General features: G+C 44.6%; 17 protein-coding genes. 11 read left to right on the top strand and 6 right to left on the bottom strand.

Features of this window, described 5'->3' with window-relative positions:
• Positions 1 to 10: 10 nt before the first annotated feature.
• The 4 genes from polA to DUL71_RS26440 all read left to right on the top strand — a co-directional run bounded on the left by polA (position 11) and on the right by DUL71_RS26440 (position 6102).
• Positions 11 to 2818 carry a DNA polymerase I gene (gene polA / locus DUL71_RS26455; protein WP_114940989.1) on the top strand — a complete coding sequence of 936 codons (2808 nt, stop codon included), beginning with the start codon at positions 11 to 13 and terminating at the stop codon, positions 2816 to 2818.
• 337 nt (positions 2819 to 3155) lie between these two features.
• Entirely contained in the window at positions 3156 to 4580 is a 1425-nt protein-coding gene (locus DUL71_RS26450) for a glycogen synthase (RefSeq protein WP_114940870.1), read from the top strand.
• On the top strand, positions 4577 to 5839 hold the full coding sequence (locus DUL71_RS26445) for a glucose-1-phosphate adenylyltransferase (RefSeq protein ID WP_114940869.1): 1263 nt from the start codon (positions 4577 to 4579) through the stop codon (positions 5837 to 5839). The genes DUL71_RS26450 and DUL71_RS26445 overlap by 4 nt, the downstream gene beginning before the upstream one ends.
• Before the next feature lie 74 nt (positions 5840 to 5913).
• Positions 5914 to 6102: a hypothetical protein gene (locus DUL71_RS26440; RefSeq protein ID WP_114940868.1), complete on the top strand. Its 189-nt coding sequence runs from the start codon at positions 5914 to 5916 to the stop codon at positions 6100 to 6102.
• Positions 6103 to 6438: 336 nt separating this feature from the next.
• On the opposite strand, the gene DUL71_RS26435 is transcribed toward DUL71_RS26440, so the two are convergent.
• Together DUL71_RS26435 and DUL71_RS26430 are read right to left on the bottom strand one after the other, a co-directional pair.
• Entirely contained in the window at positions 6439 to 7116 is a 678-nt protein-coding gene (locus DUL71_RS26435; RefSeq protein ID WP_114940867.1) for a metal-dependent hydrolase, read from the bottom strand.
• Positions 7117 to 7309: 193 nt separating this feature from the next.
• Complete coding sequence (locus DUL71_RS26430) at positions 7310 to 8227, bottom strand: hypothetical protein (protein ID WP_112571516.1); 918 nt, start codon at positions 8225 to 8227, stop codon at positions 7310 to 7312.
• A 335-nt stretch (positions 8228 to 8562) separates the two neighbouring features.
• Here DUL71_RS26430 and DUL71_RS26425 point away from each other — a divergent pair, with 335 nt between their 5' ends.
• Positions 8563 to 10125, top strand: a complete 1563-nt coding sequence (locus DUL71_RS26425) for a glycoside hydrolase family 10-like protein (RefSeq protein WP_114940866.1) — start codon at positions 8563 to 8565, stop codon at positions 10123 to 10125.
• Between the two features lie 167 nt (positions 10126 to 10292).
• On the opposite strand, the gene DUL71_RS26420 is transcribed toward DUL71_RS26425, so the two are convergent.
• The 4 genes from DUL71_RS26420 to DUL71_RS26405 form a co-directional block, all read right to left on the bottom strand.
• Positions 10293 to 11081, bottom strand: a complete 789-nt coding sequence (locus DUL71_RS26420; RefSeq protein ID WP_114940865.1) for a DUF1835 domain-containing protein — start codon at positions 11079 to 11081, stop codon at positions 10293 to 10295.
• Between the two features lie 278 nt (positions 11082 to 11359).
• Positions 11360 to 14695: a vitamin B12-dependent ribonucleotide reductase gene (locus tag DUL71_RS26415; RefSeq protein WP_114940864.1), complete on the bottom strand. Its 3336-nt coding sequence runs from the start codon at positions 14693 to 14695 to the stop codon at positions 11360 to 11362.
• Positions 14696 to 15273: 578 nt separating this feature from the next.
• Positions 15274 to 16035, bottom strand: a complete 762-nt coding sequence (locus DUL71_RS26410) for a phosphosulfolactate synthase (RefSeq protein ID WP_112574563.1) — start codon at positions 16033 to 16035, stop codon at positions 15274 to 15276.
• Positions 16036 to 16341: 306 nt separating this feature from the next.
• On the bottom strand, positions 16342 to 17745 hold the full coding sequence (locus DUL71_RS26405) for a tetratricopeptide repeat protein (RefSeq protein ID WP_112574564.1): 1404 nt from the start codon (positions 17743 to 17745) through the stop codon (positions 16342 to 16344).
• Between the two features lie 239 nt (positions 17746 to 17984).
• On the opposite strand from DUL71_RS26405, the gene amaB reads away from it, so the two are divergent.
• From amaB to DUL71_RS26375, 6 genes are all read left to right on the top strand, one after another.
• Entirely contained in the window at positions 17985 to 19526 is a 1542-nt protein-coding gene (gene amaB, locus DUL71_RS26400) for an L-piperidine-6-carboxylate dehydrogenase (protein WP_114940863.1), read from the top strand.
• A 302-nt stretch (positions 19527 to 19828) separates the two neighbouring features.
• The gene (locus DUL71_RS26395) at positions 19829 to 21478 is read left to right on the top strand and encodes a S8 family serine peptidase (protein WP_114940862.1); all 1650 of its coding nucleotides are present in this window, start codon (positions 19829 to 19831) and stop codon (positions 21476 to 21478) included.
• Positions 21479 to 21682: 204 nt separating this feature from the next.
• The gene (locus DUL71_RS26390) at positions 21683 to 22162 is read left to right on the top strand and encodes a YceD family protein (RefSeq protein ID WP_341867752.1); all 480 of its coding nucleotides are present in this window, start codon (positions 21683 to 21685) and stop codon (positions 22160 to 22162) included.
• Between the two features lie 16 nt (positions 22163 to 22178).
• The gene (gene rpmF / locus DUL71_RS26385) at positions 22179 to 22370 is read left to right on the top strand and encodes a 50S ribosomal protein L32 (protein ID WP_090534782.1); all 192 of its coding nucleotides are present in this window, start codon (positions 22179 to 22181) and stop codon (positions 22368 to 22370) included.
• A 16-nt stretch (positions 22371 to 22386) separates the two neighbouring features.
• Positions 22387 to 23325, top strand: coding sequence for a phosphate acyltransferase PlsX (gene plsX / locus DUL71_RS26380; protein ID WP_114940860.1), 939 nt, complete (start codon positions 22387 to 22389; stop codon positions 23323 to 23325).
• Between the two features lie 10 nt (positions 23326 to 23335).
• On the top strand, positions 23336 to 24325 hold the full coding sequence (locus DUL71_RS26375) for a beta-ketoacyl-ACP synthase III (protein WP_112574569.1): 990 nt from the start codon (positions 23336 to 23338) through the stop codon (positions 24323 to 24325).
• Positions 24326 to 24338: the final 13 nt, after the last annotated feature.

The raw sequence follows: 24338 nt of genomic DNA, 5'->3' as shown, positions 1-24338 counted from the left end.
TAAAATAATTATGAAAAAACTATTTCTTTTGGATGGCATGGCCCTCATTTACCGGGCTCATTTTGCTTTGAGTAAAACACCCCGGTTTACATCAAACGGGTTAAACACTTCGGCAATGATGGGGTTTACCAACACCCTACTGGATGTTTTGAAAAAAGAAGCCCCCACCCATATGGCCGTGGTTTTTGATACCGAAGCACCAACCGAACGGCATACCGATTTTGAAGGCTACAAAGCCCACCGCGAAGCCATGCCCGAAGATTTGGCAAAGGCTTTACCTTATGTTATAAAAATCATACTGGGCTTTAACGTCCCGGTTATTACATCTGATGGATATGAGGCTGACGATATTATAGGCACCCTTGCCAAAAAAGCCGAGCAAAAGGGCTACACCGTTTATTGTATGACGCCCGATAAAGATTTTGGCCAGCTGGTGTCAGATAATATTTTCATTTATAAACCTGCCCGCATGGGTAACGAGATGGAAATACAGGGCGTTAAAGAAATATTAGCCAAATGGGAAATTGAGCGAGTTGATCAGGTAATAGATATTTTGGGCCTCTGGGGTGACGCGGTAGACGGCATTCCAGGTATTCCGGGCATCGGCGAAAAAACGGCCAAAGCGCTCATCAAGCAATATGGCTCGATGGAAAACATCTTTGCCAACAGTCACGAGCTCAAAGGCAAACAGCGCGAAAACGTAGAACAGTTTAAAGATCAGGGGCTGATGTCTAAAAAACTGGCTACCATATTATTAAACGTGCCGGTTGAACTGGATGAAGAAGGTTTGGAAGTATGTGCACCAAGTAAAGAATTGTTAGAGCCATTATTTGCTGAATTAGAATTCCGCACGCTTGGTCGCCGGGTATTTGGTGATGATTTCAGTATTACGGAGTTAAAATCGGCCGGCACACAAACCGATCTGTTTGGGGCTCCGGTAGCAACCGGGCGCACTACCATGACTGTTGATGTGGAAGACATCCATGAGGACCTTACCATCGCTGCCAAAAACATCAACAATACCCCACACGAATATCATTTGGCCGATACCGCCGAAAAACGTGCAGACCTCATTAAAATATTAGCCCAACAGCAAACTTTTTGTTTCGATACTGAAACTACCGGCACCGATCCTAATCATTGTGAGTTGGTAGGTCTGTCCTTCTCCGTTAAACCCGGCGAAGGATGGTACGTGCCCGTTCCTGCCGATCAGGTTGCTGCGCAAAGCATTGCTACCGAATTTAAAGAAATACTTGAAAACGAAAACATAGGCAAAATAGGGCAAAACATTAAGTTTGATATCCTGATGCTGAAATGGTACAACATTGAGGTAAAAGGCACCTTATTTGACACCATGCTGGCCCACTATATCATTGATCCGGATACGCGCCATAACATGGATATCCTGTCAGAAAACTACCTGGGCTATAAACCTGTGTCGATCACCGAGCTTATTGGCGCCAAAGGCAAAAACCAGGGCAATATGCGCGATGTGGAGTTTGAAAAAATCAAAGAATACGCCGCCGAAGATGCTGACATTACCTTACAACTCAAAAATGTTTTCGAGCCGAAATTAAAAGAGGTTGAAGGTGAAAAACTGGTGAATGAGATAGAGCACCCGCTGATCTATGTACTTGCCGATATGGAGTACGAGGGTGTAAAAATAGACCATGATACCCTGCGCGATTTCAGTAAGCAGTTAGAAACGGACATAGCCCAGTACGAAAAAACGGTTTATGAAAAAGCAGGCGTAAAATTCAATATAGCGTCGCCAAAGCAATTGGGCGAGGTGCTGTTTGAAAAACTGTTGCTTGACCCTAAAGCCAAAAAAACCAAAACTGGTCAGTACCAAACCGGCGAGGATGTACTACTTTCTTTAGCTGCCAAAAGTGATATCGTGCGTGATATCCTTGATTTCCGTCAGCTTCAAAAATTAAAATCAACATATGTAGATGCGTTGCCGCAAATGGTTAACCCGAAAACCGGCAGGGTGCACACGTCATATAACCAGGCTGTTGCCGCCACTGGTCGTTTAAGCAGTGTTAACCCCAACCTGCAAAATATCCCAATCCGCACCGAGCGTGGTCGTGAGGTAAGGAAAGCTTTTATCCCAAGGGATAGTAACCATACCATTGTATCTGCCGATTATTCGCAGATCGAGCTTCGTATTATAGCCGAGATCAGTAAGGACCCGAATATGATGCAGGCCTTTATCAATAACCATGATATTCATACAGCAACCGCTGCCAATGTTTATGGTATTGGGCTTGATGAGGTAACCAGCGATCAGCGCCGTAATGCAAAAGCGGTTAACTTCGGTATTATTTACGGACAGTCGGCATTTGGTTTATCACAAAGTCTGGGTATTCCGCGTAAGGAAGCCGCCGAAATCATCGAGCAATACTTTGTGCAGTTTGCCGGTATTAAACAATACATGAGCGATACCATGAACTTTGCCCGTGAAAACGGTTATGTATGTACACTGATGGGACGTCGCCGTTACCTGCGCGACATTAATTCGGCAAATGCAACCGTTCGTGGTTTTGCGGAACGAAATGCCATCAATGCCCCTATACAGGGCTCGGCCGCCGATATGATCAAGATAGCCATGATCAATATCCACCGTGAACTAAAGGCACAAAAACTGGATACCCGCATGACCATGCAGGTACATGACGAGTTGGTGTTTGACGTGCCGCATCATGAAGTGGAAATTGTAAAACCAATTATTATGCACAACATGAAAAACGCCATCAAAACCGAGGTGCCTATCATGGTTGAAATTGGAACAGGTTTAAACTGGCTGGAGGCGCATTAATCGACCTGCCCATAAAGGTAGATTTCTAAAATGTCATTGCGAGGAGGAACGACGAAGCAATCGCATGCTATACAGAGCGGTTCTGCCTCCGTGCGATTGCCGCGCTACGCTCGCAATGACATATTAAGCCATATTGCAGTTAAACCGATAGCTAAGGCGCCTAATTCATATATCCCATCTGTTTCTAATCCTCCCTTTTACCTATCATTTTTACAACTATAACATCTTAACGATAATAATATTTCAGCGCTTTTTATCTAATTTTTTCAAAACTATATTAATTCTCATAGGTTTCTCTTTTGGTAATCTTTGCTTAAATTGAGCCAATAAAACCTGAATGAAAATATACCATTTGAGTGCTGAATGCTATCCCGTTGCCAAAGTTGGCGGGTTGGCAGATGTTGTTGGCGCATTGCCTAAGTACCAGAACCTTGCAGGTTTGCAGGCTGCTGTTGTTTTGCCTTTTTACGACCGTAAGTTTACCCAGGAAAATGATTTTGAAATTGTTTTTGCCGCGGCAACCTTACTTGGCAACCGCCGTCTTTTCTTCGAGATCCTGAAAGAAAAAACAAATAAGCTTGGTTTTGAACTTTATTTAGTGAAGATCCCAGGTTTACTTGATAGAGAAAATGTATACAGCTATCCCGATGAACGCGAACAGTTCATTGCCTTTCAATTGGCGTTTTTAGATTGGATCAGCTATTCGCAGCAAACACCAGATCTCATTCACTGCCATGATCATCATACCGGGCTGATACCTTTCCTGCTTTATCATTCAAAACTTTATACACGATTGGCTCATACGCCAACAGTATTTACCATACACAACGGCCAGTATCATGGTGCTTTCGGATGGGACAGACTTTCGTTGCTCCCCGAAATTGACCTTACCAAAACCGGCCTGCTTGACTGGGCGGGTGGTATTAATCCGCTTGCTGCCGCTGTTAAATGCAGCTGGCGCTATACTACGGTATCGCCAACTTACCTGCAGGAACTTACTTATAACTCAAACGGGTTAGAATATCTGTTTTACATTGAACGGGCAAAGGGATCCGGTATCATGAACGGCATCGACACTGAGGTTTGGAACCCTCAAACTGACCCGATGATCCCAACTAAATTTTCGGCTAAAACATTGGCTAAAGGTAAAAGGGCTAATAAAGAGGCCATTTGCAAGCGCTTTGAACTTGACCCGGATAAACCGTTATTCACGTTCATTGGTCGCCTGGTTGTTGAAAAAGGGGCAGACCTGCTGCCTGCCGCCATTGAGCGCAGCCTGCTCGAAAACGAAGGCGAGGTAAACTTTGTAATATTAGGTGCGGGTGATAAGGAAAACGAACTGGCGCTACTTCAACTCAAAAATAAATACCCGGAACATTGTAATGTATTTATTGGCTATGATGAGTCGCTGGCACACCTGATTTATGCCGGGGCCGATTTCCTGCTGATGCCATCACGCGTGGAACCATGTGGCCTTAACCAGCTATATGCATTGCGTTATGGCACTATGCCTATTGTGCGCAGTACAGGTGGTCTCAATGATTCTGTTATTGACTTTGGTGACGAAGGCGGGTATGGCATCCGCTTTGTACAGGCCAGCGTACAGGATATATGCCACTCGGTATTCAGGGCTAAACAGCTTTACCAGGATACCGCGAAAATGCAGCTGCTCCGTAAACAAATGATGGCGCTTGATTTTTCGTGGACACGCTCAACACAACAATACACAGAACTATACGAAAGCTTAAAACTCACTATATGACATCCAAAGTAATTTCCATTGTGCTCGGTGGCGGCCAGGGCAGCCGCTTATCACCGCTAACCGCAACGCGGTCGAAACCGGCAGTACCAATTGCGGGTAAATATCGTTTGGTGGATATTCCCATTTCAAACTGTCTGCACTCGGGCATTACGCGTATTTATGTGTTAACGCAGTTTAACTCAGCATCGTTAAACAAGCATATCAAAAACACTTATCACTTCAGTAGCTTTAGTGATGCGTTTGTTGATATCCTTGCGGCGGAGCAAACGCCATCAAGCGTGGCCTGGTTCCAGGGTACGGCAGATGCGGTTAGGCAAAGCTTACACCATTTGGCGGTACATGAGTTTGAGTACGTTCTGATTCTTTCGGGCGATCAGCTGTACCAGATGGATTTTGAAGATATGATCAATCATCATATCGAAACCAACGCCGAAATTTCAATTGCCACCATTCCGGTTGATGCAGCTGATGTTCCGGGCTTTGGTATCCTGAAAACAGATGAGAACAACATGATCACCTCGTTTATCGAAAAGCCAAAAAGCAATTTCGAGAGCTGGGCATCAGAAGTTAGTCCGGAAATGCAGGCCGAAGGCCGTGTATACCTGGCATCTATGGGGATCTACATCTTTAACCGCAAATTGTTGTACGATTTACTTGAAGGCAACGAACGTACCGATTTTGGTAAAGAGATCATCCCGCAATCAATTGAAGGCCACCGCGTAGCCAGCTACCAATATGAAGGTTACTGGACAGATATCGGTACTATCCCTTCATTTTTTGAAGCCAACCTGGGCTTAACCGATAATATCCCCAAGTTTAACCTGTTTGATAAAAACCCTATTTACACCCGCGCGCGTATGCTGCCGCCGTCAAAAATATCGGGCACACTGATGGAAAAATCTATCGTGGCCGACGGTTGTATCATCAGCGCCAAGCAGATCACGCATTCGATAATTGGTATCCGTACACGTATTGGTGTTAATACCATTATTGAAAACTGCTATGTGATGGGTAGCGACAATTATCAAACACTGGAGCAAATTGCCGAATCGAAAGAAAGTGCTTCGCCAATTATGGGCATCGGAGATAATTGCCACATTAAAAACGCGATCATTGACAAAAACACCTATATAGGCGATAACGTAACCATTAACTGTGGCGAAAAGCTTGGAGACGGCGATTATGGTACACATACGGTACAAGACGGCATTGTTGTGGTTAAGAAACGTGCTATAATACCAAGTGGCACAGTTATTTAATTAAAAAACAAGAGAAAACAATTCATAGTTAATTTGTTATAGATAGGTACGAACCATTTAAAACATAAACAACTATGAAAAAGGCACTATGTATGATTGCTTTAGCAGCAATCACTTTCAGCAGCGTTTTCGCTCATGGCACATTAGTTCGCCCATCAAAAGGCGTTATGCAAACTGATACTACCAAGAAGAAATCGAAGCCTAAAAAAATGAAAAAAGATACCATCATGAAAAAAGACACCATGAAAATGAAGAGGAAATAAGTCTTTAGTCATAAGCCGGAAGTTTTAAGTTCTGGCCCGGTATCAAACGAAAACAGCCCCGGCTTTAGCCAGGGCTGTTTTCGTTTTAAGAATTATGTCATTGCAAGCGAAGCGCGGCAATCGCATGCTGTACAGGGCGGCTATGCTCCCGTGCGGTTGTTTCGTTCCTACCCATCACATAATAAAAAACGAGGTCATGCTGAGCCTGTCGAAGCATAGCGGGATGGGCCTCTGCGCGCGTCCTTCGACAGGCTCAGGATGACAAGCCCTCCACACCTAATGTCATATCACCTCCAAAGATCTCGATTTTCCCAACTCGCAATTGACATTTAAAAACTACAACTCAATAGTTTCACCAATAGCCGGTAACTTCAAATTCAAACCGGCTTTGATAAATTTCTCAGCTACCTCATCTTTATCAATTTTGATAACCGGGAACGAATCATAGTGAACACCTATAATGTTTTTGCAATTAATGAACGCCGCTGCTTTAATAGCATCATCGGCACCCATGGTATAATTATCGCCTATCGGCAAAAATGCCCAGTCGAGGTTTTCATCGGCCAGCAGCTTCATATCATAGGTAAGCGCTGTATCTCCTGCAAAATAGATTACTTTACCTTCAGCATAAATTAAAAAGCCAGCAGGGTTACCACCTGGTGAACCATCAGGCAAAGTACTTGAATGTACGGCATTCACCATTTTAACACGGCCGAAATCAAAGTTAAAGCCGCCGCCAATATTCATTCCGTGTACATTTTCAATGCCTTTAGTGCCAAGCCAGCCGGCAATTTCGGCAATGCAAATTACCTTTGCGCCGCTGCTTTTTGCAATCTCCAAAAGGTCGGCCACGTGGTCGCCATGTCCGTGCGATACCAGGATGTAATCAGGTTTAATGCTGTGAATATCGATATCTTTTGCCAGTGGGTTCGGGCTTATGAACGGATCGAAAAGTAATTTCTTTCCACCGGTTACAATCTCAAGGGCGCACTGGCCATAATAAGTAGTTTTCATAGAATGTTATTTTATGATCTGATCAAAAGTAAACACTTAATAACAGCGATTTGATTTAGTGGCAGAAAAGTTACAAATATGTGTTTGAACAACAAATGGCAACTTTTTATTATTCCGGAACAAGTTATTAAATGCAGAAAGCCGGGTTTGCTGCAACAAACCCGGCTTTTATATCATTCGGAAAAATCCGTATTTACTTAAGTGTTATGCCTGTTTTACCCATGGTACCGCCATCAGCATAAAGCATAATGGTGTAAGTGCCTTTCTGGAATGGAAGGGTTGGGTTAATCCAGTCGATGGTGTACTGTGAACCATCATCCTTAAAGTCGATTGATGTTTTGTAAGTGTATTGCAGGTCCTGGCCGTCGGCGCTAAAAGTACCTGAATCTGGTGCGGTGATCAGGTTACCGGTTGGGTCAATCACACGCACATAAATATCGTGCATTGCTTTTGTAGCCAGTGTATTGCTTGCAACGGTGAAATTGATTTTCAATTTTTTAGCCGGGTTTGCACGGGTAACATCTACCTCTTTACCGCTACCCCGTATCTTATAGGCAACCACATCTGATGTGGCCAGCTTAAGCGCCTGGGCAACTTTCACTTTAGCGCCAAGGTCTTCATTTTGTTTAGATAGGGTATCTACCTTTTTGGCAACCGTTGCCAGGTTGGTTTTCAAGGTGTCCCTTTCGTTGGTCAGTGAGGTGTTTTGTTTTTTAAGTTCTTCGATATCCGCCGTGTACTTGGTTACAAAATAGCGGAGTTGTTTAACATCTTCCTGTACCTTGGCAAGTTCCTGTGCGGTAAGCTTACCTTTAGCCAGTTTGGCCCTCAGAACTTTAATGGTCGACTTTAATGAGTCGTTTTTTGCCGTTAATGCGGCGGTCATTTTGGCTTTGCCTGCGGTGACCTGTTCAACCTGCGATTCAAGACTGTCAAGCTCAGTTTGCAGCCTTGTTTGCTCATCATGCTGATAAACTATTTTTTTATCGGAGTTGTTTTTTTGCAGGTACAGGTACACATCGGTACCCAATAAAGCAAGTACTACTACAATAAGAAAATAAATGACGTTTGAGTTTTTCTTAGGTTGTTGTTGCCCAGATTGGTTTTCCATAGCAATTAAATGTTAAGTTTTAGCATAGTTAAGCAAGTGGTATAACAAAAGCTTAGCTATTGTGTTTGTTTTTGGCGAAATATCAACTGTTAATTGATGTAAAGCGCTATCCTGCAAGTATATACAGGCTGTTTATTTCTAATGGTTAACATAATGAACGTTAAAACAATAAAAATATGATTTAAAAAAAATTATTACATCAATTGTGTTAGGCGTGGGGCTAAAATAAATACAAAATGTTTAAAACACAATAAGGCTTCAATTTTTATACTTCATAATAAACCTGCTACGTTATGAGTTTATATCTTTGCAGCTTTCTAACTTAATATTATTTGATGCATATATACCAACGGTTCATACTCCTTATTATACCCCTGTTTACCTGTTTAAAAGTTAACGCGCAGCCGGCAGAACTTGTACCGGCCCCTGTTGACGTAAAAATGCAACCCAAACGCGAATTCAGGGGGGTATGGATAGCTACCGTTGTTAATATCGACTGGCCAACCAATTCCAAATCGCCATCGGAAAAGCAGAAACAGGAACTCATTGACATATTAAACTCGCACCAGGAAACTGGAATAAACGCGGTGATGTTACAGGTAAGGCCCGCTGCTGATGCCTTTTACGCCAAAAGCCGCGAGCCATGGTCAAAGTATTTAACAGGCAAACAAGGCCAGGCGCCAAGCCCAAATTACGATCCGCTGGAGTTTGCCATTACCGAGGCGCATAAACGCGGTATGGAGCTGCATGCCTGGTTTAACCCATACAGGGCAACCTTTGATGGCAATTTTGCGGCGCTTAGTCCGCAGCATATTACTAAAATAAAACCCGAGTGGTTTTTTACTTATGGGGGAATAAAAACCTTTAATCCCGGCCTGCCTGAGGTACGCGACTATATTGTACAGGTGATACTGGATGTGGTGGATAACTACGATATAGACGGCGTGCACATGGACGATTATTTTTATCCATATCCTATTGCCGGGCAAAAAATAAACGACGACGCAACGTTTAAACAATATGGCGAAGGCTATGATAATATTAAAGACTGGCGCCGTCACAACGTGGATTTGCTGATACATATGATTGCCGATAGCGTGCACGCGCATGATCCTAACATCAAATTCGGCATTAGTCCGTTTGGGATCTGGGCTAATAAGGCACAAAACGAAGAGGGTTCGGAAACCAACGGCGGCTCATCTTATTATGAAAACTATGCCGATACCCGCAAATGGGTTAAAGAGGGCTGGATAGATTATATCAATCCGCAGCTTTACTGGCAGATAGGTAACCGCGCTGCCGATTTTCAGAAACTGTTAAGCTGGTGGAGCGATAACACTTACGGCAGGCATCTTTATGTAGGCCAGGCCGCTTACCGTATTAACGAACGCAAGGTACAGGCTTTCAGAAATCCATCACAACTGCCACAGCAAATAGGGCTGATCCGTGATAACCCGAGGGTACAAGGCAGTGTTTATTTCAGCTCTAATTCGCTTACCAGTAACCCGCTTGGTTTTACCGATTCGTTACGTGATAATTATTACCAATACCCGGCCCTGCCACCGGTAATGCTTTGGCGCGATTCGATACCGCCTAACGCCCCACAACAGGTTACCGCGAAAGCCGTAGGTAAAAGTGTGGCTGTAAGGTGGCTTACGCCAACCTTAGCTAAAGATGAGGAGCCTGTTTACGGTTACGTGATCTACCGTTTTAACGATGGCGAAAAGATAGATATAGACAATCCTAAAAACATCCTGAAGATCAAATATGACCCTGCTCTGGGGTATGATGATAACACCGTTATTAAGGGTAAAACCTATTTTTATGTGGTCACGGCCCTGGATAGGATGAAGAACGAGAGCGAACGGTCGCCTACGATAGCGGTTACGGTGCCGTAGAGCAAAGTTCTTTATCATTGTAGAGCGAGACTTGTGCGATTCCCTCCCCTGGGAGGGTGTAGGGAGGGGTTTCATCGACAGGCTTATCCACTAAATGACGTATAAACCCCTCCCTGCCATTACACAATCAGCCGCGCCCCTCCCAAGGGAGGGAATTGGGAAGCCATCTAAATCTTTATCAAACCCTTTTCTTTCAATTTATTCAGGTATATATCAATCTCCGAATCGCCCATACCAAATATGCTTTCAGCTTTCCAAAAGGCGTGGTAAATTTCGATTTTGGTTTTAGCACCCCTATTGTAAATATCCAGGAGTCTTTGTTCGATATAAGTCAAGCCATCCGCGTTGGTTTGCATACGCTTCAGGTGGGCTTTTAACGCGGGTTTAAGCAGCGGAACGGCACCCCAAAAAGTATTTTCATTAAGCCATTTTTCTAATCCCACCAGATCATCATTAACGTATAACCTCCAGGCATCAAAGGCAAGGCCAAGCTCCCATTCGTTCAGGCGTTCGCGGGCATCGTACAGTTCTTCAAACTGCTCACCGGTAAGTTCACCGAGTCCTTTCTTATTTTCAAACTGAACACAATCTGCCAAACAGATGAGGTAAATAGCCGGGGCGGACATATCGGTTTTGAGCGATAGCATTTCCAACACGCCCAAAAGGTTTACCTGGCAGTGCAAGTCAAATTCAAACCATAAATTGATCTCTTTATACTGACTGCTTAGCTTACCAAGCTCATCCAACACTTTATGTTGATAATCATCCTCGGGGTCATCAAAGGTTTTGTTGATCCAGTCGCGGCGGGCATTCCAGAAACTCGCCGACAAAATATCTTCCTGCAGCGGGCCTTCAGAAAACACCTCGCGCCAAACCATAACATCGCCATCGAGCCCGGTTTGATCAAAGCCATCTAACGCGGCATCGCCATTTAAAATGTGTAGGATAGTGTTCATGAAAGCTAAGTTAAAAATAATTAGTTCCTCGAATCTTCAAAGGACGAGTTTTTTGATTTGTGATGACAATTGAATACAAGAATCGTTGCTTGGCGCTTGTAAGCTCCTGTAGTTGCAAACTACAGGCATAGTCGTCCGTAGACAGAGTCTACTGACAGCGCATCTACGGACAGCTTATTGCTACAAATCCATTGTCTTAGCAAACAAAAAACCCCGCCTGGGCGGGCGGGGCTAAACATAATTAACTATTTATAACTGATTGAAAAAATCCTTGTTTATTAAGAGCAGCCCATAGAGTTGCCGCAGTTTAAGCACTTGTAGCAGGTTCCCGAACGTACTGTGGTATGTCCGCAAACGTTGCAGCTTGGCGCATCGCTTTGTACGCCCATACTAACGTCGAAAGATAAGCCTTTTCTTTGAGGATTGACAGAATTATCCAAAGATACCTGATTATTGGTAGTCGGCTGATATACATTACTTTCATCGGTATTAAAAGCGTCATCGTCCATTTGCGGATTGCCAAGTATTGTCCCTTCAGTTATCACGTGTACCAGATCGGTGCGGTTCTGGTATTCATAGCCCAGCATCCGGAAAATGTAGTCGATAATAGAGGTTGCGCTTTTAATGTTCGCGTGACCGATAACCATACCCGCAGGCTCAAAACGGGTAAAGGTAAACTTCTCCACGTACTCTTCAAGCGGCACGCCATACTGTAAGCCAACCGAAACAGCAATAGCAAAGCAGTTCATGAGCGAGCGGAAGGTAGCACCCTCTTTGTGCATATCCACAAAAATCTCGCCCAGGGTACCATCCTCGTATTCGCCGGTGCGTACAAATACATTCTGCCCGCCTATGTTTGCTTTTTGCGTAAAGCCACGACGTTTATAAGGCAGGTTCTTTTTCTCAACCACGCGCGATAGCTGACGCATGAAAGCCGTATCCTTTGATTTTTCCATGATGGCCATGGCCGCTTCAATAACCTGTTCAGGGGTTAGGTCGGCAAGTTTTACGTTGGCCGCCTCGCCTAATACTTCCTCAACGGAATCCAGTTTGTCATCAGCCTCCTCCTTAACATCCGATTTTGTTGAGAGCGGTTGCGACAGTTTACAGCCATCGCGGTAAAGCGCGTTGGCTTTTAGGCCCAACTGCCATGAAAGCTCGTAGCAATCTTTGATCTCTTCAACCTTGGCCTCGTTTGGCAGGTTGATGGTTTTGGAGATAGCTCCTGAAAGGAAAGGCTGAGCTGCTGCCATCATTTTAATATGACCATGAGCGTGAATATAACGCTCACCCTTGGTGCCGCATTTATTGGCGCAATCAAAAATCGGGTAATGCTGCAGCTTCAGGTATGGAGCGCCCTCAATGGTCATGGTACCGCAGATATACTCATTGGCCTCGGCAATCTGTTTTTTATTGAAGCCGATGGCTTTTAATAAATTAAAATCAGCGGCGTTGTATTGCTCGGCAGCGATGCCAAGGCGCTTCAGGCATTCCTCACCCAGTGTCCAGATGTTGAATGCGAAACCAATTTCAAATGCCGATACCATTGCCTTATCCAGTTTTTCCAGTTCATTGTCGGTAAAACCTTTGGCTTTAAGGGCATCTATGTTGACGTGCGGCGCGCCTTTTAAAGTTGCAGCACCCTTAGCGTAATTTACGATAGTTGTAACCTCATGCTCCTGGTAACCTAAATTACGCAGGGCTTCGGGTACGGCCTGGTTAATAATCTTGAAATAACCTCCGCCGGATAGCTTCTTAAATTTAACTAATGCAAAATCAGGCTCAATACCTGTGGTATCGCAATCCATCACTAAACCGATAGTTCCGGTTGGGGCTATAACGGTAGTCTGTGCGTTGCGGTAACCATGTTTTTCGCCCATTTCAACTGCTTTATCCCAGGCATTGCAAGCAGCCGAAAGCAGGTAATCAGGGCAGATCTTTTGGTTGATACCCGGAGGAGCGATTTCCAGATTTTCGTAGTTCTCGGTTGAGTTATAAGCAGCGTAACGATGGTTCCGCATCACACGCATCATATGGGCCTTGTTATCGTTATATCGACTGAAAGTACCCAACTCACGGGCCATCTCGGCCGAGGTAGCATAGGCTGTACCGGTCATGATGGCGGTAATTGCCCCACCAATAGCTCGGGCTTCGTCACTATCATAAGCAATGCCGCTAACCATCAGTGCCGAACCAAGATTGGCATAACCCAAACCAAGCGTACGGTAATCATAGGATAGTTGCGCTACCTCTTTAGATGGAAACTGCGCCATCAATACAGAAATTTCCAGTACGATTGTCCACATGCGACAGGCATGTTCAAAACCTTTTACATCAAACACACGGGTTTGCGCATCAAAGAAATGGGCAAGGTTTATGGATGCCAGGTTACAGGCCGTATTATCCAAAAACATGTATTCCGAACACGGATTGGAAGCGTTGATCCGGCCACCTTCGGGACAAGTATGCCACTCGTTGATGGTGCTGTCAAACTGCACTCCCGGATCGGCACAGGCCCAGGCCGCAAATGAAATATCGTCCCATAACTTTTGAGCGGATATAGATTTAACGGTTTTGCCACTCATCCTGCTGGTTAAGTTCCAGCTTGAACCGGTTTTAAGCGCATTAAAAAAACTGTTAGGGATCCGTACCGAGTTATTGGAATTTTGACCGGATACCGTGCGGTAGGCTTCGCCCTCATAGTCGGAAGAATAGCCAGCCGCTATCAGCGCGGCTACTTTCTTTTCTTCTTCCACTTTCCAGTTCACGAAGCTTTCAATTTCGGGGTGATCAAGATCGAGGCAAACCATTTTCGCCGCGCGGCGGGTTGTACCACCTGATTTGATGGCGCCTGCTGCCCTGTCGCCAATTTTCAGGAATGACATCAGTCCGGATGAATAACCTCCACCGGATAGTTTTTCGTTATCGCCACGTATTTTGGAAAAGTTGGTACCTACGCCCGAACCGTATTTAAAAATACGCGCTTCACGAACCCAAAGGTCCATAATGCCGCCTTCGTTCACGAGGTCGTCATCAACAGAAAGAATGAAGCAGGCATGCGGCTGCGGGCGCTCATAAGCCGAGGTTGATTTGCTAAGTTGCTCTGTAACCGGATCAACAAAATAATGCCCCTGGGGCTTGCCTGTGATGCCGTATGAGGTATGTAAGCCGGTATTGAACCATTGCGGTGAGTTTGGCGCAGCCAATTGCCCAACAATGGTATAAACTATTTCATCATAAAATATTTCAGCGTCTTTAGGTGTGGCAAAATAGCCGTAACGCATGCCCCAGTCTTTCCAGCAGTTGGCCATGCGGTGAGCAACCTGTTTAATGCTTTTTTCGGATCCCGTTGTACCGTCAGGTTGTGGCACCCCAGCCTTACGGAAATATTTTTGAGCCAGTATATCAGTAGCCACCTGCGACCAGCTTGCCGGCACCTCAACATCGTTCATTTCAAACACCGCGTCGCCGGAAGGATTGCGGATAACCGACGATCGTTTTTCATACTTAAACAGATCATAAACGTTAATGCCTTCTTTGCTGAAATAGCGTTCTGCTTTGAGTCCCTTTACTCCGCTTGCCGGGGGCGTGTTCCTGGTAATGTTTTTAGCCATAGCTTTTCCTGAATTATGATAAAATTAACTGAGTAGGTGCAACACTAAAAAAGGTTCAGGGGTTTTAACTCAAATCTATTAGTATGCTGAATAACATAATAGCCGGAGTTTTCCACAGCGTGGAGATAAATAAGGTGTATGAACTTTGGTTAATTTGCTGGGGCTGTTTTTCAGTTATTTACGGTGTTAATAACTAAGAATTGAGGGTGTTTTTGTTGGAGAAAACGGAGCGTTTTTAACCATGTTCGGTGACAGTGATTTGGGGGGTTAAAAAGCATAAGAAAGTAGGACAGGCTTGGGCTAAGGCGAAAGGGGCACAAGCAGCCCTTACCCTTATTCCCTGCCCTACATGCTTGCGCCAGTGAAAGTTGAGGGGTTGTCATCCTGAGCCTGTCGAAGGACGTGCGCAAAGGCCTACCCCGCTATGCTTCGACAGGCTCAGCATTACCCATTTTTTAATTATGTCACGGGTAGGTACTGAGCAATGACGTGGTGGCGATAACGCTCAGCTAAAAACAAAAAGCCTCCGGATTACTCCGGAGGCTGTGGTTAATTGTTATATTAAGATCAGTCAACAATTACATCTCTAAAAAATGGTCGAAAGTATCGCTGCGGATACCCAGCCTTAAGGTTTCTAACGGAATGATATCCGTAGGGGCGATATTACCCAGGCTCACGTTAGCGCCAATCAGTTTAATGAACCAAACCTGCTGTGCTTTTTGAGGGGCTTCCCAAATAATGGTTTCTTCGGGAATCTGGGTCAGGATCTCATCAACCAAACCCTGGCGTACTTCGCCCGAATCACGGTAGATCCCCACATTACCGCTTTCGCGGGCTTCGGCAATAACCTTCCATGAACCGGCCTCAATTTCGGCGCTCATCAGTTTAATCCATTTATATGGCGCAAAGATCTTTTGAACATCTTTTGAGCCTACTTCAGATATTACAGTAACCTGTTTGGCCAGCTCGCTGATGTATTTACATTTTACATCATGCTCAATGGTGATCGATCCGTCAGATACTTCGCAATGTTCCAACTGGTATTTATCTAATAAACGGCGGTAATCATCAAACTGGTTACGCACAATAAAAGCTTCAAACAAAGTTCCGCCAAAATAAACCGGGATACCGGCCTCGCGGTAAAGTTTCAGCTTTTGTTCAAGGTTAGGGGTAACATATGATGTAGCCCATCCCAGTTTTACAATATCAGTGTAGGCGCCACCAACTTCAATAAAATCTTCAACCTGGCGTAAACTAAGCCCCTTGTCCATAACCATGGTAATGCCTTTATCACGTGGTTTAGCTGTACGTTCGGGAAGATGATTGATAGTGTAGTTCATTGTGAGTATTTGTTATAGCCTATAACTAAAAGTTCTAACGAGGCAAAGGTCGCAACAAATATGCAGATGTGCAAATTTCAAATGTTAAATGATCTTAAAGCTCATGGTAAATTCATGTTGTTGGTTATGGTGAGTGGTTGATTGAGTTGATTAAGTGATTAGTTAAATGTAATTTGACTTTTCTGGCGGTATAGCGGTAGTTGATATTCCTAAAACACGAAAGACGCACAATGTGCGTCTTTCGTGTTTTAGTTTATTTAAAAGGCAGAACCATTCACCTAATTAACTCAATCAACCATTCACTTCCTACTTCGTATACCTGTTAATGATATCCACAATTACTTTATTCTTTTGCAATTGTGGCAGGTAATCAAACAGGATATAATGTTTTTCCGGGTCGGCAGCTAAGGCATACTCAAGGTTGTTAAGGGCTTCGTTGTACTCGCCTTTAGCAAACAGGTAGGCCACCATACGGTAGTAAAGCTCGGCGGCTTCGGGGTTATTTTTAATGGCCTGCGCTATGATCTCAATAGCTTCATTTAGCTTTTGTTGCTCATAAAGTATCGATGAATAGTCCAGCCAGGCGTCAATGTCCAGCGGGTTTAATTCTACCACTTTTTCATAAGCCTTTTCCGCTTCATCTAAATGACCAAGCTTGTATTCGGCATCAGCTATGGCAAACCAGTAATCGGCATTGGCAATATCCAGGTCGAGCGCTTTTTTGTAAAAGTGCAGGGCCTCAAAATAACGCTCTTCAAAATCAAGGGTAACACCAATCCCAAACCAGGCATCGGCCAGTTTCGGATCCATCTTAACCGATTTTTTGTAGAATGCGCGGGCATCATCCATTTGCTCGAGTTTCTCGTAGCATTCGCCAATAGCGCAATAAGTATCGGCATTGGGCTGCTCATACTCAAAGGTGTGACGGTATACTTCTATAGCTTCGGCATATTTTTCGAGGTTAACCAGCGCGTTGCCCTTGTTGAAATAAGCCGATGCAAAGCTGTCTTTAATTAATATAGCATAGTCATAAGCGTCGATAGCTTTTTCAAACAGGCTCAACTTAGTGTAGGCGTTGCCTAAATTATACCAGGCCGCGTAGCTGTATGGTTCGTTATCGATATATTGCTGATAAAACTGCACACTTTCCTGCTGGTTGTCCATTACGTCGTAGCAAAAAGCCAGTTCGTAAAGGGCATCCTGGTTTTCCATATTTTGCTTAAGACAAAGCTTAAGGTAAGTGATGGCGGTATCGTAATCGCCCATGTTTTGGTAAACGTAGGCAATGTGCAGCAGTATCTCGTCGGTTTCTTCGGCAAGGTCAAGGGCCTTTTCGTAGTTTTCCAGCGCCTCGGCATACCGCTCCAGGCTTTCGTACAGGTTACCACGGATAATATAGATATCCGCGTCAGACGCTTCAAGCATGGCAGCTTTATCCAGCGCGGCAAAAGCCTCCGGAACTTTGTTGCTTACCACAAGCAGTTGAGCCTGTTTAATCAGGAAAATTGCCGCAAAAGGGTGCTGATTTCGCGCGTACTCTGCTACCTGTAATGCCCTGGCCGGATCATTCTTTTCGATGTAGTAGTCGATAATGTTCTCAAACGCCTGGGCATCAAAAAAGTACAAGTCCTGATTTCTGATCATTTCCTCGTACCGTTCTACCGAGAATTTTGGGTCTTCGGTAAAACCAAATTCAAATTCTTCTTCCATTCAATTTTGTTTGCAGAACATCCGCTTTAGGTTGACAAATTGCCTTGTAAAGACTTATTAAGTGTCAAATTACAACAACTAACTTCCAAATTGCAATTTAGTTTTCAACATTCAAACATTGTTAACAACTGTTAAATACAAAGCATTGATAATTAATAGCAATGGATACAACAGGCAACGGATGAGTGATTCTGAAAAATTTGCCCTAAAGATTTCTACCTTTGACAAAAGTAACAATTATGGAGCCTAATATTTCAGATATCCTAAAACGTTTACATATAAACGATATTAATGAAGCCTTTAGTACAGGTGGTAACTGGGGCAGCGGCGCCGGTGCTGCTGTAAAAGATATAACATCGCCTGTTGACGGTAAAAAGATAGCTTCGGTACGTATGGCAACCGAAGCCGATTACAACCAGGCAGTTGATCAAGCCGCCAAGGCGTTCAAAACCTGGCGTAAAACCCCGGGCCCTAAACGCGGTGAGATTGTACGCCAGATTGGCGAGGCATTGCGCACCGCCAAGCAGGACCTGGGTACCTTGGTATCGTACGAGATGGGCAAAAGCCTGCAGGAGGGCCTTGGCGAAGTACAGGAAATGATAGACATTGCCGATTTTGCCGTTGGCCTGAGCCGCCAGCTATATGGTTTAACCATGCACAGCGAACGTCCGGATCACCGCATGTATGAGCAATACCATCCATTGGGCATTGTTGGCATTATTTCGGCTTTTAACTTCCCGGTGGCAGTTTGGAGCTGGAACTCATTGCTGGCCTGGGTTTGCGGCGATGTGTGCATCTGGAAACCATCCGAAAAAACACCTTTAACGGCTATTGCCTGCCAGCATATTGCACAGGAAGTTTTTAAAAAGAATAACATTGAAGAGGGCGTTTCATGCCTGGTTATAGGCGACCGTAACATTGGCGAACTTATGGCCGCCGATACACGCGTTCCGTTAATTTCGGCCACGGGCTCAACCCGCATGGGTAAAGCCGTAAGCGCGGCGGTTGGCGCAAGACTGGGCAAAAGTCTGCTGGAACTTGGCGGTAATAATGCCATCATCATCAGCGAAAATGCCGATCTGGATATGTCACTTATCGGGGCGGTGTTTGGGGCGGTTGGTACTGCTGGTCAGCGTTGTACCAGTACCCGCAGACTCATTATTCACGAAAGTGTTTACGAAGCATTTAAACAAAAACTGGTTAACGCTTATAAACAGATCCGGATTGGCAACCCATTAAATGAGCATAACCATATGGGCCCGCTTATTGATACCGATGCCGTTGCCCTATACCTTAACTCGATTGAAAAATGCAAAGCCGAAGGTGGCAATTTTGTAGTTGAAGGCGGCAAGCTGGAAGGTGCTGGTTATGAATCGGGCTGTTACGTAAAACCTTGTATAGCCGAAGTTGAAAATCATTTTGAGATAGTGCAGCATGAAACCTTTGCACCTATCCTTTACCTGGTAAAATACAACACCATTGACGAAGCCATTGAATTGCAGAATGGCGTTCCGCAAGGGCTGTCGTCGGCCATTATGACCAATAATTTGCGTGAGGCAGAACAATTTCTATCGTACGCCGGTTCTGACTGTGGCATTGCCAATGTTAACATTGGCACATCGGGCGCCGAAATTGGCGGTGCTTTCGGCGGCGAAAAGGAAACCGGCGGCGGCAGAGAGTCAGGCTCAGACGCATGGAAAGTTTATATGAGGCGACAAACCAATACTATAAACTATTCAAAAACGTTGCCTTTAGCCCAGGGAATAAAGTTTGATTTGTAAATGAATTGTCTGAACTCGAATTTTTGGAATTAAAGAAATAAACAGAATGTTAAGCAAATTCTAAAAATTCTCTAATTCCAAAAATTCGAGTTCAGACAGTTTGCGTTAGGGATAGCAGCGGATACCGGCCATGGGCGTAATGCCTGCAGGCGTATGAGCGGATAGCCCGCCAGCCAGCTGGCTGGAACGCCCTGAAAAAAGGAGATTAACATTAATCACAACCGACACGTAAAAGGTTGGATATAAAAACTAAAACGATACATTAAGTCTTTAAAATAAAGACACCATCTAAAACACTGTTCATGTTCAAATTTTGTAAGTACGTAAGCGCAACCACCTTATCAGCAGCATTATTAATTAATCTACCGGCATCGGCACAACAGGCACCCGCCGCCGACCCTGCCCCGCCAAAAGCATGGCACCTGCTTGATTTAAAGGAGACCGGCTTTTACGGCATCAGCTTAAAGCAGGCTTATTTGTTTTTACAAGGCAAAAAAAGTAAGCCCGTGGTTGTCGCTACTATCGACAGCGGTGCTGACACCCTGCAAACAGACCTGAAAACAGTTTTATGGGTAAACAAAAAAGAAATTCCGGGGAACGGCATTGACGACGACCATAACGGTTACATTGATGATATCCATGGCTGGAACTTTTTAGGTGGCCCGGGCGGCAAAGCCGATTTTACCCAAACCACAGAAGAAGTACGCGAATACAATAAGCTGAAAGGTAAATATGCTTCAGTTACCGACTCGACAGCGACCGATAAAAAGGAATATGCCTACTGGCTGCGTGTTAAAACTGTATATGATTCTACAGTGAATAAAGCCAACACCGAAATCGGCCAACTTTCGCCGGTGATGAACGCGCTGATGGTTACCAGCGGATACATTAAACGCGGTCTTAATTTGCCTGCCAATGGCACCTTTACCCAGGCCGATCTGGTACGCGTGAAAGCCAGCAATGATACCCTGAGCCAAAGCAAATATGTTTGGGAATCGGTATTTGCGCAGGAGGGCGCCAACTCAACCAATGCCAAGATCATTAAAGATTTGAGCGAATACCTGGCCAAGCTTAACAATGATATCTCACCCGATCTTACATCGCGCAAACGCATTGTGGGTGACGATCCGGATGTTATGGACGGTAAGCCATATGGCAATAACCTGGTAAAATTTGCCGATGCAGCACACGGCACAGGCGTAGCCGGACTGATTGGCGCTGTACGTAATAACAACTACGGCATTAATGGCGTAGCCGACAATGTAAAACTAATGATCATTAAAGCCGTACCTAACGGCGATGAATACGATAAAGACGTGGCCAATGCCATCCGCTACGCGGTTGATAACGGCGCCAGGGTGGTTAACATGAGCTTCGGCAAAAAGATTTCGCCGCATAAAGAGTGGGTTGACGCAGCCTTTAAATATGCCGCTTCAAAAAATGTGTTACTGGTAATGGCCGCAGGTAACGACAACCAGGATATGGACACACAGCCTGAGTTTCCGAATGATACCTTTTTAGACGGATCGTCAACAGACGCTGATAATGTAATTAGTGTGGGCGCTTCGGGATCAAAATTAGGGCAAAACCTTGCCGGCGATTTCTCTAACTACGGCAAAAAGAGTGTCGACATTTTTGCGCCGGGGGTAAAGGTAACATCTATTACTACCGATGCTGAAGTTGACACCGAAGACGGAACCAGCTTTTCATCGCCAATAACTGCCGGCATAGCCGCTTTGATATTAGAATATTATCCTAACCTCAGCGCTAAACAGGTAAAGGAAGCCATTTTAGGCTCGGCTACACCGCTTACCGGCACAATGGTTTTGAAGCCCGGAAGCAAAACCGAAAAGGTTGATTTCACAACACTTTCAAAAACAGGTGGTATTGTAAACGCTTACAAAGCCTTACAACTTGCGTCAAAAATGAAAGCCGAGGTTTTGGTCAATTAATTTTATGATAATTAAGAAGACAATTCCGCATGAAAATCTTCCTAACTATCAACCTTTTAGCTTTCGCCTTTGGGCATTTACCTTGGTGAAAAGTCAAAATAAAAAAACACTTTCCAGTTATGGTATTTTTCCCTACATTTGCGGGCTAATTGTTGCTCATTGAAATCGCTTAAGAAATATTCGATTCCCTTTACGGGGCTTAAATTGGGGAAACACCAATTTGAGTATGACATACAGGATGACTTTTTTGATGAGTTTGAATACTCACTGGTAAAAAGGGCAACCCTGCACTGTGAGGTTGAACTGGATAAGCAGGAAACTATGCTGATCCTGAACTTTAAGATTGACGGCACAATTGATACCGCCTGCGACAGGTGTTTATCGCAATTGCCTCAACAGGTTGATATTACTGAACAGCAGATAGCTAAGTTCAGTGATGAGGAGATTGATGAAGACGAAGAGATCATCACCCTTGGTAAAAACGATCATGAGATTGATATAGCCGGGTTGATTTATGAATACATAAACGTTGCAGTACCGTTTATTTCGGTTTGCGACAACGAGGGCGAAACCCCTTATTGTGATAAAGAAATGCTTGATAAGCTGAATAAGCTTTCGGCAAATGATGAACAAAGTGAGCAAACAGACCCACGGTGGGATGCGCTCAGGAACATGAACAAATAATTAATATTAGGATATTATGCCACATCCAAAGCGGAAATTTTCGAAATCAAGGAGAGATAAACGCAGAACTCATTACAAAGCGGAAGCTCCAACTTTAACTACCTGCCAAACTACAGGCGCTGTGCACTTGCCACACAGAGCATACACTGTTGATGGTAATGTTTACTACAACGGTAAAGTTCTTATTGAGAAAGCAGCAGTAGCATAAGTTTAATTTTCTGCAAATGAAGATTGGCTTAGACATTATGGGCGGTGATTACGCTCCCAAAGCAGCTGTTTTAGGAGCTATCGAAGCTTATAAAACTTTATCCGCCGACCAGAAACTGGTTCTTATTGGCGATAAGGAAGTTACAGTAAGTATTCTTCAGGAAAATGGTGTAAGCCCCGATCACTTCGAGTTTGTACATACAACCGAAGTTATTGGCATGGGCGAGCATCCTACCAAAGCTATTGTCCAGAAGCCTGACTCCAGCATATCAGTTGGTTTTCAACTGCTTAAAGCCGGCGAAATTCAGGCCTTCTCGTCAGCTGGTAACACCGGCGCTATGCTTGTTGGCGCCATGTTCAGTGTAAAAACCATTCCGGGTGTTGTACGCCCGGCTATGACTACTATTGTACCCAAACTTAAAGGAGGTTTGGGTATTTTGTTGGATGTAGGTGCCAATGCCGATTGCAAACCCGATGTGCTTGTTCAGTTCGGGGTACTTGGCAGCTTGTTTGCCCAAACCGTTTATGATATACCTAACCCACGGGTTGCGCTCATAAACATTGGCGAAGAAGAGGAAAAAGGCAATTTACTTTGCCAGGCTACCTACCCGTTAATGAAAGAAACAAGGTTGTTTAACTTTGTTGGTAATGTTGAAGGACGCGATCTTTTTAGCGAAGGTACCGACGTGTATGTATGCGATGGTTTTACCGGCAATGTAATATTAAAGCTTGCCGAATCGTTTTACGTTATAACGAGGAAGAAACAGCTGAAGGACGAGTTTTTTGACAGGTTTAATTATGAACAATACGGCGGTAGCCCAATACTGGGTGTAAATGCCCCCGTTGTTGTTGGTCACGGCATCTCGAGTCCGGAGGCTATAAAAAACATGGTCCTTTTGTCAAGGAATATGGTAGAGAGTAACCTCGTTGATAAAATAAAACAAGCATTCCAGTAATTTTATAAAGATGAGTAAAGTTCATGCCGCTATTACCGCTGTACATGGTTACGTTCCCGACTATGTATTAACCAACCAGGAACTGGAAACAATGGTTGATACAAATGACGAGTGGATAACCAGCCGTACCGGTATCAAAGAGCGACGCATATTAAAAGGCGAAGGCCTTGCTACATCTGATATGGCGGTCCCTGCCGTTACCGAGCTCCTTAAAAAACGCGGCATCGGTGCCGATGAGATCGATCTTATCATCTTCTGTACTACCACCCCCGACATGATATTCCCGGCTACGGCCAACATTTTAGCCCATAAAATTGGCGCAAAAAATGCATGGGGATTTGATTTGCAGGCAGCCTGCTCAGGTTTCCTGTATGGCTTAACCTCGGGCGCGCAGTTTATTGAAAGCGGCAAGCATAAAAAAGTATTGGTTGTTGGCGGCGATAAAATGTCGGCCATTGTAAACTATAAAGACCGTGCTACCTGCATCATTTTTGGTGATGGTTGCGGCGCTGCCCTGCTTGAGCCAAATGAGGAAGGCAACGGCCTTATCGATTCTATTTTAAGAAGCGATGGCGCCGGCGGCCAGTACCTTAACCTTAAGGCAGGCGGTTCATTAAAACCAGCCAGTCATGCTACTGTTGACGCGGGCGAACATTATGCTTACCAGGAAGGGCAGGCGGTGTTTAAATTCGCGGTAACCAATATGGCTGATGTTGCACATGAGGTAATGGAGCGTAACAACCTTACAGGCGATGATATTGCCTGGTTGGTGCCGCATCAAGCCAACAAGCGCATTATCGACGCTACTGCAAACCGTACAGGTATCAGCCCCGAAAAGGTGATCATTAATATTGAGCGTTACGGCAACACCACCAACGGTACCATTCCGCTATGTTTATGGGAGTGGGAAAGCAAGTTCAAAAAAGGGGACAACCTTATTTTAGCGGCTTTCGGCGGTGGCTTTACCTGGGGCTCGGTATATTTGAAATGGGCCTATTGATGTGCCGATTATA

The organism is Mucilaginibacter endophyticus (assembly GCF_003351025.1).
In the GTDB taxonomy this organism is placed as follows: Bacteria; Bacteroidota; Bacteroidia; order Sphingobacteriales; family Sphingobacteriaceae; genus Mucilaginibacter; species Mucilaginibacter endophyticus.
This window is presented reverse-complemented; position numbering and strand designations above follow the sequence as displayed.